The following is a 12,061-nucleotide window of genomic DNA, read 5'->3' as shown; positions in this document are numbered from 1 at the left end:
ATCAAACTTAATTCTATGACGGTTTAGTAATTGTCATAAAATAAATAAAAATTGTGTAAATATTGAAACTGTCTACTATAGATTGTGTTCTCGTTCAACGATAAAATAGATTAAGTAATAAGAGTCCATCTCTAGCCTTATACTCTTATTTATCCATCACACCTTGACAAACTATAAAACCATGAGTTCTCTAGTTGATTATTCTGCTATTCAATCTTTACCCGAAGTTTGGGCAATTGCAGCACAACGGTTTACGAATATTGTTGCACTTCATGACCCCCATAGTAAACCAGAAACTATCCTAACTTATTCGCAATTGTGCCAGAATATTCAACATTTTGCATCGGGTCTGCAAGCATTAGGTATTCAAACTAAGTCTACAGTTGCTCTAATTGCAGATAATAGTCCTCGTTGGTTGGTCGCCGATCAAGGTATTATGATGGCAGGATGTTCAAATGCAGTCCGTTCATCACAAGCCGAGCGCTCCGAATTACTGTATATTCTAAAAGATAGTGATAGTGTAGCTTTAGTTGTAGAAGACCAAAAAACTCTCAAGAAATTATTCCCCGAAATTCAAAATTTACCAATTCAATTTATTATTCTTTTATCGGAAGAAGAAACGACAAACGAAACACCGATAAAAACTATTAATTTTCAACAATTACTTAACCTAGGTTCCACATCTACTTTACAACCGTCTCATCTAAGCGAAAAAGATTTAGCTACTCTTATTTATACTTCAGGAACGACAGGACAACCCAAAGGAGTAATGTTATCTCATAGTAATTTACTACATCAAATTAAAACGATCGGTGTCATCGTGCAACCCGAACCTGGCGATCATGTTTTGAGTATACTTCCTTCTTGGCATTCCTACGAGCGGAGTTGTGAATATTTTCTCATTTCCCAAGGTTGTACACAATTTTATACGAATATTCGCTATTTTAAAAATGATTTAACCCAGTATAAACCCCGTTATATGGTCGGTGTTCCCAGAATTTGGGAGTCTTTGTATGAAGGAGTCCAAAAACAATTTAGAGAACAAAGCGAAAGTAAGCAAAAGTTAGTCAATTTCTTTTTAAAAAATTCCGAACGCTATGTAATTAATAAACGAATTGCCGATAATTTAAGTTTAGATCATCTTCATGCTTCACCCAGTGAGCGTATTATTGCTCGTCTCAAATCTTTAGTTTATGCCCCAATCCATTTTTTAGGCGATCGCTTAGTCTATAATAAAATTCGTCAGGCTATTGGTGGAAATCTCAAAGCCTTTATTAGTGGTGGTGGTTCCTTAGCAAGACACATCGAAACCTTTTATGAAATCATTAATATACCTGTACTGGTCGGTTATGGATTAACAGAAACTTCACCTGTTACGAATGCACGTACTCTCGATCGTAACTTGAGAGGATCATCTGGACAACCTTTTCCTTATACAGAAATTCGCATAGTTCATCCCGAAACCCGTCAACCTCTCCCCAACGGAGAAAAGGGACTCGTCTTAATTCGTGGACCGCAAATTATGCAAGGATATTATAAAAAACCCGAAGCTACCACAAAAGTCATTGATGCTGATGGATGGTTTGATAGTGGTGACTTGGGATGGGTGACACCGATGAATGACCTCGTTTTGACCGGTCGCGCTAAAGATACAATTGTACTATCTAACGGCGAAAATATCGAACCCCAACCGATAGAAGATGCTTGTGTCCGTAGTCCCTATATTGACCAAATCATGCTAGTCGGTCAAGATGAAAAAGCGCTAGGTGCATTAATTGTACCCAATTTAGAAGCACTCAAAAAATGGTCACAAGATGGGCAGTTTAATCTATCTTTTCCAGATTATCACACATCCAGAACCGAAATCGAAAAAAGTGATCTCTACAGCAAACCCGTACAAGACTTATTTAAACAGGAACTCAATAGAGAAGTGAGAAATCGCCCTGGATATCGCGCTGATGACCAAATTAAAGTTTTTAGAATAATACTTGAACCTTTTTCCCAGGAAAACGGAACAATGACCCAAACCCTAAAAATTAAGCGCCCTGTGGTCACACAACAGTATCAAGATTTGATTAATGGGATGTTTGAGTAAGTGGTTGTGGTTTACAACTCGTTGAGCGTCACTAAGCCACCTTCCGTAAACTGAATCACAAGTTCTTGCTCGTTCAGCAAAGCTGTAAAGCTGTTCCAATCAGTGGTCGTCGCCCTGTTGCAAATGTACGAACGGCTCGTTTTTCTCCATCCCACAGAATGGTTGCTTCATGAACTGCCACTGTAACTTCACTGTTGTCAGCTAAGTTTACAGAGAGGTCATACAGAAACGGCAACCTTAACAGCATAACTGCTTCTGGTGGTAAACATAAATAGTCGGTAAAACCTGTGTCTATGACAAACTCAATTGGAAATGTCCCTCCATTGAGAAGAAGAAATGTCAATGAAATGATCGCGTGTCTATCAATCACAATCCCAGAAATCACTTGCTGACACGCTCCATTACACCACCCAACGAAGCAGCCACATTATATCCAATACGAATCCCAAAAAGCCTAGCAAATGGATGCAAAGCATTCAAGTTGTGTGCAGCTTCTAAGCCAGTCTCATCAACTTCGTAGTCACCTGTCTCAATGTCAATAATAACCATCTTGCCAATGTTCTCTTCTGTCTCCACTAATGAGCGAATGCTGCTTTCATACAATTGCTTGGCGCGTCGGGCTACCTCTTCACGGCTTAACAAAATTGCTTGCATATATTGACTATTGATCGCTATTCGGCTTTTGTGGACTTCTCTATAATATCTCACTCTTCGGTAGGATGAGCTAAGACCCACTCTACTAGCGTTTTTATGATCTTTCTACGGGTGGTTAAGCTTTTTCTGTACAATGGGATTGTCTGTTAGAAGCTGTGAGCAACCAATGACTAGCGTTAATTCGTCTTCTGTAACGACTTCAGTAGAATTAGCACCCAATTACAAAATACCATTGGTGCTAGTTGGTCTTTCATTACCAATTTTACTGATTCAACCTTGGATCGGTGGAATTTTCTCACTGTTTGGTCTATTTTTGATGTTTCAGACGGTAGCAATTAGGCTACAATTTACGGAAACAGCCTTAGATGTCTATCGTTCGGGTCAATTGATTCGTCAGTTTCCCTACCAAGATTGGCAAAACTGGGAAATTTTCTGGTCAAAGGTTCCGATTCTTTTTTATTTTAAAGAAGTCAAGAGTATTCACTTTTTACCGATTATCTTTGATGCTAAAATGCTTAGAACTTGCTTAGAAAAGTATTGCAGCAAAGAATAAAAATTAAAAAAAATAGGTATATAGAATTAATGAACTCGGAAGAATTCCTCAAATCATTAGATGATTTGCCTCTTAAAAAAGATGATGAAGTCAAAACAAATTCTAAAGAATTTGATGTTTTACCATCTCCTTTTGATGAAGATGACGAAGAAAACACAGAAGTAGAAATTTTAAAAATAGCAGCAAAACCAGAAGAAATCAGTGTCCCCATTTTGTCCCAACAAGCAGACGACTCCATCCAACAGGAAATAGAAAACTTAAAAAGTCAAAAAAAACAACTAGAAACCGAAGTCACTAACCTAAAAGCCGAAAAAGAACGCATTTTAGCCGAACAAGTTCAAGATGTGCAAAAAAACATCGAGAAAATGGTAAAAGAGGGCGTAAAAGAACTAGAACAGCAAAAACAAGCTCTTGAAATTTCTATCGAACAACTCGAACGCAGACGCGATCGCATTAGGGAAGAAATGCGAACCACTTTTGCGGGTGTCTCCCAAGATTTAGCCATCCGCGTTCAAGGATTTAAAGAATACTTAGTCGGTAGTTTACAAGATTTAGCCGCCGCCGCCGAACAATTAGAATTACCCAGTTATGAACCCCCAGAACGCCCTATAGAACGTCCCTTCGTATCTGGAGGTACCCGACCTCAAAATGAACCTCAACAGCCCCAATTCGCTAAACAAGGCTTCTCAGACCAAAATCGTCGTATCCGAGAACTATTAGATCAATATCGCAGTCGTCCCGATTATTATGGCCCAGCTTGGCAATTACGGCGTACATTTGAACCAATCCACGCCGAACGAGTCCAAAACTGGTTTTTTAATCAAGGTGGGCGCGGTGCAGTTCGAGGAATGGGCAGCCGTTTACAAAATATCTTGATTGCTTCATCAATCATTTCCATCTTACGCAATATTCATAACGATCGCTGTCGGACACTCGTATTAGCCGATAGCCCCGAAAGACTAGGCGAATGGCGCAGAGGGCTACAAGACTGTTTAGGCATCTCTCGCGCTGATTTTGGACCAGAAAGAGGCGTTGTTTTATTTGAATCTCCAGAAGCATTATTACAAAAAGCTGATCGCTTGATGGAAGAAAAATTACTACCGTTGATTATCATTGATGACACCGAAGACCGGATCAACCTTTCCCTGCTACAATTCCCCTTGTGGTTAGCCTTTGCGCTCGATCCGCAACAGATGTCAAGTTACTCTTTCTAATACAAATGATCAATCCTTTTTTAGCCAGTGGTTTATTGATCCTATTTGCCTATCTACTCGGTTCCATTCCCACAGGATATTTACTCGGAAAATATCTTAAAGGGATCGATATCAGAGAACATGGATCGGGATCAACAGGTGCAACAAATGTACTAAGAAATCTAGGAAAACCAGCAGGAATAACCGTTTTAGTCATTGATTTACTTAAAGGAGTTGGAGCGATCGCATTAGCCAAAAGCATTTATACAACCGACATTAACCCGTTTCCTGAAACTTGGAAATTTTGGTTAATCACTCTAGCTGGGATCGCATCCTTAATCGGTCATAGTAAATCTGTATTCCTTAATTTTAGCGGTGGAAAATCCGTCGCCACCAGTTTAGGCGTATTGTTGATGATGTGTCCTTGGGTGGGTTTAGGAACATTAGGCAGTTTTCTCGCCGTTTTAGGGATATCTCGCATTGTTTCTTTTAGTTCGATCACAGGTGCGATCGCTGTTCCATTCCTGATGATTTTATTACAACAACCCCTACCTTATATACTTTTTGCGGCTTTTGCGGGGATTTATGTAATAGTACGACATCGTAGTAATATTGAGCGTCTTATCGCTGGAACCGAACCACGCATCGGACAAAAGTTACAAGAAGGTTAAGGCGATCCTATCTCCTATTTTCTACATGGATATAATGAAGTGACCCGCCTTGTTCGCGTACATTTTTTAGATCTTGTAAACCTGTGTCTATCTCTGCTCAAACTTTTTGGAATCAAGTTCTTGAACGTCTCCAGTCTCAGTTAACCCGTCCCGCTTTTGAAACTTGGATTCAAACGGCAAAACTCAAAGACTTACAGGATCACTGTTTAGTTATTGAGGCGGCTAATCCTTTTATTTTGAATCATTTACAGAAAAACTATCTAAAAATTATTGCAGAAGCTGTGCAAGAAATCTTAGGTCATCCAATTGAAATTTACTTAACGACTGGGGAAAATGGGGCAATTTTAGGGGAACCTGACCATATTGAGCTAAATACAGTGATAGAAAGTGTAGATGGCACAGAACACCCAAAACCTTCTAAACTAAATCCAAGATACACATTTTCTCGTTTTGTCGTTGGTCCCACTAATCGTATGGCTCATGCTGCTGCGTTGTCCGTTGCTGAGTCACCAGGACGAGATTTTAATCCATTGTTTTTGTGTGGAGGTGTCGGACTAGGGAAAACTCATCTAATGCAAGCGATCGCCCACTATCGTTTAGAATGCTATCCTACTTCTAATATTTTTTATGTTTCCACCGAACAATTTACCAATGATTTAATTGCAGCCATTCGTCAAGATAGTCTAGAAAAGTTTCGTGAGCATTATCGTACAGCCGATGTACTCCTCGTCGATGATATCCAATTTATTGAAGGAAAAGAATACACCCAAGAAGAATTTTTCCACACCTTTAATACTTTATACGAAGCAGGAAAACAAGTCGTCATTGCTTCAGACCGTCCACCTAAATACATTCCTAGCTTGCAAGATCGTCTGATTTCGCGCTTTTCGATGGGTTTAATCGCAGATATTCAAGTACCCGACTTAGAAACTCGCATCGCCATTTTACAGAAAAAAGTCGCTTACGAAAATATGCAATTACCGCGAGATGTCATCGAATATCTAGCAACCAACTATACTTCTAATATACGTGAATTAGAAGGGGCTTTATTACGAGCAATTACTTATATTTCGATTTCTGCATTACCGATGACAGTGGATAATCTTGCACCCGTTTTAAACCCTCCAGTCGATCGCTTGGTGACTTCTCCAGACATTCTGATCAACCTCATTTCTGATGTGTTTAAGGTATCCGTTGAAGATCTCAAAAGTAACTCGCGTCGTCGAGAAATTAGTTTAGCTAGACAAGTTGGGATGTATTTGATGCGACAACACACAGATCTGAGTTTACCTCGTATTGGTGAAGAATTTGGTGGCAAGGATCACACAACGGTAATGTATAGCTGTGATAAGATTAACCAACTACAACAAAAAGATTTTCATCTTAGACAGACTTTATCTCAACTCAATGATCGCATTAAACAGTTAACGTTGACTTCCTCCCCTTAGTAAAAAAGTATCGGATTTCTCAACCTTACATTAAAATTACTGTAAAGATTTTACGGTAGTTCCATCAATAACATAAAAGCGCTCAAATACCTCCGTTTGAGTTAAAAAAGGTACTGTAATACGGCTATTATTAATGGTAAGAGAATTGTTAAGCATAATTCGCTCTCCTAGTCTAACTGGAGTTAGTGCCTGTGCTTTTCCGTCAATATCTAATACTGCTGTTAGATATGTCGCAACCTTTTTACCATCAGGATCTAAACTTACTCCGAAGATAGCTGCCACATCTTCCTTTCCGTCATTGTTGAGATCACCAAAAGCAAGCCATCCTTTTTCGTTAACGAGTTCGACGAAGAAGCGACTATCTTCTCGTTGATAACGACCATTATTCAGTGTGACGGTAATATACTCAGCGTTTGGCTCAAAGTTTGTTGGTACGGTATAAGTAGCATTTTGTAAGGTTTTCCAACGATTGCACCAAGCTCGTTTTTCTGGGGTAAACACTTCACGAGTCATGCAGTTATACCATATATACTTTGATTGGGCCATTACTTTTAGCTCAGATGAGACAACACTTGCCAAGATTGCTATTAATACATTTAAACTGATCGCTTGAAAAAAAACTTGCTTTTTTATCGTCCAACTCATACTAAATATGCTATTACTGATTAAAAATAATCAGGGTTTCTGCTCCTAAATTCATCTTATCTCACCAAAATTAAAATTAATTTGGCAATTTTAATTTTAGTTGCTTTTACAGAAGTCTTTTTTTAACAAATATTGAAGTAATGAAATTGCTAGTGCTATGAGCTTGTCATCTTTCAACTCTTATCAATAATTAATATCTTACAGTTAAATAAGCGACTTCAGTATAAGTATTAGCGTAAACCTAAATTTTTGACTTATACAGAGGATGGGTGTTGCTGAATTTTTTAATCTTTTTCAGCTTACTCATCCTTTAAATAAATTAACGCAAGTTATTCTTTATGCGCTTGCTACATCTGAATCTAGCATTAACTGTTCTGCATTAGGCAATTCTAAGCAATAGCCAGCGCCATAAACTGTTTTAATATAGCGAGGGTGACGCGGATCGGGTTCTAATTTTGTCCGCAAATGGCGAATATGAACGCGAATTGTTTCGATATCATCATCTGGATCGTATCCCCAAACTTCTTTTAAGATATCGCTCGGCGAAACAGTTTGACCATGACGCTGTAATAAACAGTGCAGTAGCTCAAATTCTAAATGAGTTAATCTAACAGTCTTACCAAACCATATGGCCTCAAATCGTTCGGGAACTAGGGTTAATGCTCCATAATTCAGTATCTCAGAATGTTTAGCCGCTTGGGGAATACGATCGGTCCGTCTGAGTAATGCGCGAACTCTTGCTAACATTTCTTCGACTTCAAACGGTTTGGTTAAATAATCATCTGCACCAGCGTTAAAACCTTCTACTTTGTCTTGTGTTTGTCCTAGCGCTGTTAACATCAAAATTGGGATATCGGCTGTTCGATCGTCTCGCCTTAGTCGCTGACAAACGGTAAAACCATCCACTTTGGGTAACATTAAATCTAGCATGACTAGATCTGGCTGGATCTGTACCGCTAGTGCTTGACCTTTGATCCCATCTTCGGCTTGATTAATATCGTAACCAGCCATCTCCAAATTAATGGAGACTAATTCTAAAATTGCAGCGTCATCATCTATTACGAGTATTCGAGGCATCACCAAAAAGTTATCGCTAAAGGGTTATGTAACAATAAGATAAAAAATGTAATCTAAAAATAAGAATACTGTACCGATTATAAGCACGTTTACTAAGTTAGGTCTAATTTTATTGAATTTTAGTAATGATTGATTCCTTTTTTTCAAGTTTACATGAACAATTGTAACAAATTTCGGGGAATTATTAAGATTTATGTACAGCGAGAAAATGGGACGTTTGGATAAGCTAATCAATTATATTAGTCATGGTTGGTGAAAAAATACACGCGCCTCAGTAATATAAAGCTTTTTTGTCACTTCCTATCGCCTTAATTTGAATTTCTTTGAGAATTGCTCCCGAATTATGGCAAAAGTATCTATTATTTTAATTAATTGTAAATAAAAATATAAATTTTATTTATATAAAATTACTCATTCAATTTGACTTGATTGATTTTTGGCGTTGGCTTCAACATTTAAGCTGCATTGTTGTAAGAAAACTTAATGAAAATTCTCATCAAATAAGTTTACTCTAGCGAATTAGGCGGTTTTTCAGTTTTTGTAACTCATCATACACCCCTACAAATTACTAAAAGTATAGGAAACATCATTATGAGCGTTAACTTAGCAACTCAGTTACGGGAAGGAACGAAAAAGTCTCATACAATGGCAGAAAATGTAGGATTTGTCAAGTGCTTTCTCAAAGGTGTTGTCGAAAAAAACTCCTATCGGAAATTAGTCGCAAATCTTTACTTTGTCTATTCCGCAATGGAAGAAGAAATGGAAAGACTAGCTCAACATCCGATCGTATCTAAAATTTATTTTCCCGAATTAAACCGTAAACAAGCATTAGAACAAGACCTATACTTCTACTATGGAGCCAACTGGCGCAACGAAGTAAAACCATCTCCAGCCGGATCAGCTTATGTCAAACAAATTCACGACATAGCCGCAACAAACCCCGAATTATTGGTCGCTCATTCCTATACTCGTTACTTAGGAGACTTATCTGGCGGACAAATTCTCAAAAAAATCGCTCAAAACGCGATGAACCTAGACAACGGTGGAACCGCTTTTTATGAATTTAAAGACATTTCTGACGAGAAAGCTTTTAAAAACCAATATCGTCAGACAATGAATGACTTACCAATTGATCAAGAAACAGCAGATCGCATTGTCACCGAAGCTAATGACGCTTTCGGGATGAACATGAAATTATTCCAAGAATTAGAAGGCAACTTGATCAAAGCCATTGGTATCATGCTCTTTAACACCTTAACCCGTCGTCGTGAAAAAGGTAGTACTGAACTGGCTACAGCCGAATAATTGATGACTCCATTTTCAAGGAAGACGACCTTTACGACAATCTCGAAAACTGGATAGCAGGTCTATTGACGAGCGCTTGGCTTGGGATCGCTGTTTAGATTTTGGGATTGTCTGCTGTTTTTTGTGAAGTCCTGACCAGTAATAATAGAAAAGTAGAAAGATATTTGGTATAATTAAAAATTGTGTTTTTAAGGACTAAAACAGGAGAAACAAAGCGTGACTAAGCGGACATTAGAAGGAACCAATCGCAAACAAAAGAGAACCTCTGGTTTTAGAGCCAGAATGAAAAGCTCAACGGGACAAAAAGTATTACAAGGTAGACGTAAAAAAGGACGTGAACGTCTGAGCGTATAGATCATTCCTACCTTACTTTAAGAGATGAAACATAAGATACAGTGGGATTGCCCTTAATCCATCGACTCAAACATCGTAACGACTTTAAAGCAGTATATGAACAAGGAAAACGTCATGCGACCTCTCACCTTGTTTTAATTGTTTTAAAAGATGTATCGTCTCATGTAATGCAGCTTTCACCCACTCGTTTTGGGATATCCATCGGTCAAAAAGTTAGTAAAAAATCAGTCATCCGAAATCGCATAAAACGGCAAATCAGAGGAGCAATCCGAGCCTTATTAGCAGACATCATACCCGGATGGCGAGTAGTAGTCGTAGTACGCCCTCCTGCGGTAGAGTGTAAATACGAGCATTTTTTGCAAGAGATAAAAACGTTATTAACTAGGGCCGGACTAATCAATGGGCATTAAAGAAAACACATTTTATGAGGGTGGGCCCCATATCGGGGATTTAATCATCAATATCTTATTAGGGTTTACGGTCATTTGTTTACCCCTAACCATTGGCGCAGTCGTTCGAGCGATTTGGTTGCGTTATAAAATCACAGATCGAAGAATTTCTGTGACAGGTGGTTGGATGGGGCGCGATCGCACTGATATTATTTATTCGGAAATCGTTAAAATTGCTAAAATGCCGCGAGGAATAGGACTCTGGGGCGATCTCGTTGTCACTCTTAAAGATAGAAGTCGCTTAGAACTGCGCTCAATGCCCAACTTTAGAGAAGTGCATGATTATATTGCCGAACGAGTAGCCGACAAAACAGGACGCACCGTCGAAGCGATTACCACAACTTAAACAGAGATGGTTCGGTTAGCGGTTCCTTTGTCACTACCATAAACCTATGACCAGTTTTCGGTAAAGTAGTTAAAAAGATATAACATTACTGTTGGGAAACCCCCAATTTTGACGCAATGGACTTCGGAGTCGGATTCATTTCCACTAACATCATGCTGCCTATCCTAGACTTCTTCTATGGGATTGTGCATAGCTATGGTTTTGCAATTATTGCGCTAACCCTTGTGGTTCGTTTTGCTCTTTTTCCTCTGAGCGCCGGTCAAATTCGCAACATGAGAAAAATGCGAATTACTCAACCTTTGATGAAAGAACGACAAGAGGAAATCAAGAAAAAATATAAAAACGATCCACAAAAACAACAAGAAGAAATGGCCAAACTCATGCAGGAGCTTGGCAACCCTTTAGCTGGATGTTTACCGCTATTGGTACAAATGCCAATTTTATTGGCTCTTTTCGCTACTCTTAGAGGATCACCTTTTTCCGATGTCAACTACAACATTGACGTACAAGTTTTCCCCAAAGAGCAAATCACCGAAATTGTCCCCCAACCTTACGCGACTAAAACACAGAACTTTTATGTCGATGATGGAATTCATTACCCGATCTCTGCTTTATTACCCACCGGTAATAAATTAGCCGTTGGCAGCAAAACACAAGTTGAATTTCAAACCACAGAAGGGACATCATTTTCTAAACTGGTTGGTACATCTTCTAATGCTGAACTAAAGCCCCAATATGAAGTCATTAAAGGCACAGACCGCGTTACCGTCAACCCCGATGGAACCTTAGAAGCTTTAGCCCCAGGAGAAGCCACCATTAAAGCGACAATTCCAGGAATTGCTGCAAAAACAGGGTTTCTTTTTATTGATGCTTTAGGAAAAGTTGGCGTAACAGGTGAAAATGGTCAAATTAACTGGGATATCCTCGCCATGATCATTTTCTTCGGTTTGAGTATCTACATCAACCAAGAGTTATCGGGGACCGGTGCTTCCAGTGGTGGGGCAAATGCTCAACAACAGCAAACGGTGAATAAGCTTACCCCGATCATTTTTAGTGGAATGTTTCTCTTTTTCCCACTTCCTGCCGGGGTGTTAATGTACATCCTAGTCGCAAACATTTTCCAAACCCTGCAAACCGTCCTTCTCATGCGAGAACCTTTACCCGAAAACTTGCAAAAATTAATTGAACAACAAGAAAAAGCAGAGCAAGTCAGAGAAGCATTACCGTTTGAGAAACGGTCATCTAAGAAAAAGGAAAAAACATCAGGATAA

At 38.9% G+C, this 12,061-nt stretch carries 14 protein-coding genes; 10 read left to right on the top strand and 4 right to left on the bottom strand.

The features are described 5' to 3' along the window. Positions 1-181: 181 nt before the first annotated feature. Positions 182-2,095 carry a long-chain fatty acid--CoA ligase gene (locus C7H19_RS17435; protein WP_106458205.1) on the top strand — a complete coding sequence of 638 codons (1,914 nt, stop codon included), beginning with the start codon at positions 182-184 and terminating at the stop codon, positions 2,093-2,095. 73 nt (positions 2,096-2,168) lie between these two features. Here C7H19_RS17435 and C7H19_RS17430 read toward each other — a convergent pair whose 3' ends face one another. Both C7H19_RS17430 and C7H19_RS17425 read right to left on the bottom strand, forming a co-directional pair. Further along, positions 2,169-2,480, bottom strand: a complete 312-nt coding sequence (locus C7H19_RS17430; protein ID WP_245927602.1) for a clan AA aspartic protease — start codon at positions 2,478-2,480, stop codon at positions 2,169-2,171. Beyond that, a complete protein-coding gene (locus C7H19_RS17425) occupies positions 2,477-2,749 on the bottom strand; it encodes a hypothetical protein (RefSeq protein ID WP_106458204.1) in 273 nt (90 codons plus the stop codon). Before C7H19_RS17425 ends, C7H19_RS17430 begins: the two co-directional genes overlap by 4 nt. 166 nt (positions 2,750-2,915) lie before the next feature. On the opposite strand from C7H19_RS17425, the gene C7H19_RS17420 reads away from it, so the two are divergent. The 4 genes from C7H19_RS17420 to dnaA all read left to right on the top strand — a co-directional run bounded on the left by C7H19_RS17420 (position 2,916) and on the right by dnaA (position 6,614). Next, positions 2,916-3,302 carry a DUF3119 family protein gene (locus C7H19_RS17420; RefSeq protein ID WP_106458203.1) on the top strand — a complete coding sequence of 129 codons (387 nt, stop codon included), beginning with the start codon at positions 2,916-2,918 and terminating at the stop codon, positions 3,300-3,302. A gap of 29 nt (positions 3,303-3,331) precedes the next feature. Then, positions 3,332-4,516, top strand: coding sequence for a DUF3086 domain-containing protein (locus C7H19_RS17415; RefSeq protein ID WP_106458202.1), 1,185 nt, complete (start codon positions 3,332-3,334; stop codon positions 4,514-4,516). Positions 4,517-4,521: 5 nt separating this feature from the next. Further along, entirely contained in the window at positions 4,522-5,166 is a 645-nt protein-coding gene (gene plsY / locus C7H19_RS17410) for a glycerol-3-phosphate 1-O-acyltransferase PlsY (RefSeq protein WP_106458201.1), read from the top strand. An 83-nt stretch (positions 5,167-5,249) separates the two neighbouring features. Further along, on the top strand, positions 5,250-6,614 hold the full coding sequence (gene dnaA / locus C7H19_RS17405; protein ID WP_106458200.1) for a chromosomal replication initiator protein DnaA: 1,365 nt from the start codon (positions 5,250-5,252) through the stop codon (positions 6,612-6,614). Between the two features lie 36 nt (positions 6,615-6,650). Here the strand turns inward: dnaA and C7H19_RS17400 are convergent, their stop codons facing one another. After that, complete coding sequence (locus C7H19_RS17400; protein ID WP_106458199.1) at positions 6,651-7,259, bottom strand: hypothetical protein; 609 nt, start codon at positions 7,257-7,259, stop codon at positions 6,651-6,653. 336 nt (positions 7,260-7,595) lie between these two features. Next, positions 7,596-8,336 carry a response regulator transcription factor gene (locus C7H19_RS17395; protein WP_106458198.1) on the bottom strand — a complete coding sequence of 247 codons (741 nt, stop codon included), beginning with the start codon at positions 8,334-8,336 and terminating at the stop codon, positions 7,596-7,598. A gap of 591 nt (positions 8,337-8,927) precedes the next feature. On the opposite strand from C7H19_RS17395, the gene C7H19_RS17390 reads away from it, so the two are divergent. The 5 genes from C7H19_RS17390 to yidC all read left to right on the top strand — a co-directional run bounded on the left by C7H19_RS17390 (position 8,928) and on the right by yidC (position 12,061). Continuing rightward, positions 8,928-9,641, top strand: a complete 714-nt coding sequence (locus C7H19_RS17390; RefSeq protein WP_106458197.1) for a biliverdin-producing heme oxygenase — start codon at positions 8,928-8,930, stop codon at positions 9,639-9,641. 216 nt (positions 9,642-9,857) lie between these two features. Further along, on the top strand, positions 9,858-9,995 hold the full coding sequence (gene rpmH, locus C7H19_RS17385) for a 50S ribosomal protein L34 (RefSeq protein WP_106458196.1): 138 nt from the start codon (positions 9,858-9,860) through the stop codon (positions 9,993-9,995). A gap of 41 nt (positions 9,996-10,036) precedes the next feature. Then, the gene (gene rnpA, locus C7H19_RS17380) at positions 10,037-10,405 is read left to right on the top strand and encodes a ribonuclease P protein component (protein ID WP_106458195.1); all 369 of its coding nucleotides are present in this window, start codon (positions 10,037-10,039) and stop codon (positions 10,403-10,405) included. Next, on the top strand, positions 10,395-10,790 hold the full coding sequence (locus C7H19_RS17375) for a PH domain-containing protein (RefSeq protein ID WP_106458194.1): 396 nt from the start codon (positions 10,395-10,397) through the stop codon (positions 10,788-10,790). Before rnpA ends, C7H19_RS17375 begins: the two co-directional genes overlap by 11 nt. Before the next feature lie 116 nt (positions 10,791-10,906). Beyond that, positions 10,907-12,061: a membrane protein insertase YidC gene (gene yidC, locus C7H19_RS17370; protein ID WP_106458193.1), complete on the top strand. Its 1,155-nt coding sequence runs from the start codon at positions 10,907-10,909 to the stop codon at positions 12,059-12,061.

The organism is Aphanothece hegewaldii CCALA 016 (assembly GCF_003007785.1).
GTDB classification, from domain to species: domain Bacteria; phylum Cyanobacteriota; class Cyanobacteriia; order Cyanobacteriales; family Microcystaceae; genus Chroococcus; species Chroococcus hegewaldii.
This window is presented reverse-complemented; position numbering and strand designations above follow the sequence as displayed.

Bases quoted from the DNA above. Each gene is read 5' to 3' on its own strand.
- C7H19_RS17390 (WP_106458197.1), top strand. From the start codon at position 8,928: ATGAGCGTTAACTTAGCAACTCAGTTACGGGAAGGAACGAAAAAGTCT.
- yidC (WP_106458193.1), top strand. From the start codon at position 10,907: ATGGACTTCGGAGTCGGATTCATTTCCACTAACATCATGCTGCCTATC.
- C7H19_RS17375 (WP_106458194.1), top strand. From the start codon at position 10,395: ATGGGCATTAAAGAAAACACATTTTATGAGGGTGGGCCCCATATCGGG.
- C7H19_RS17435 (WP_106458205.1), top strand. From the start codon at position 182: ATGAGTTCTCTAGTTGATTATTCTGCTATTCAATCTTTACCCGAAGTT.
- plsY (WP_106458201.1), top strand. From the start codon at position 4,522: ATGATCAATCCTTTTTTAGCCAGTGGTTTATTGATCCTATTTGCCTAT.
- C7H19_RS17415 (WP_106458202.1), top strand. From the start codon at position 3,332: ATGAACTCGGAAGAATTCCTCAAATCATTAGATGATTTGCCTCTTAAA.
- C7H19_RS17395 (WP_106458198.1), bottom strand. From the start codon at position 8,336: ATGCCTCGAATACTCGTAATAGATGATGACGCTGCAATTTTAGAATTA.
- C7H19_RS17425 (WP_106458204.1), bottom strand. From the start codon at position 2,749: ATGCAAGCAATTTTGTTAAGCCGTGAAGAGGTAGCCCGACGCGCCAAG.
- C7H19_RS17420 (WP_106458203.1), top strand. From the start codon at position 2,916: ATGACTAGCGTTAATTCGTCTTCTGTAACGACTTCAGTAGAATTAGCA.
- C7H19_RS17400 (WP_106458199.1), bottom strand. From the start codon at position 7,259: ATGAGTTGGACGATAAAAAAGCAAGTTTTTTTTCAAGCGATCAGTTTA.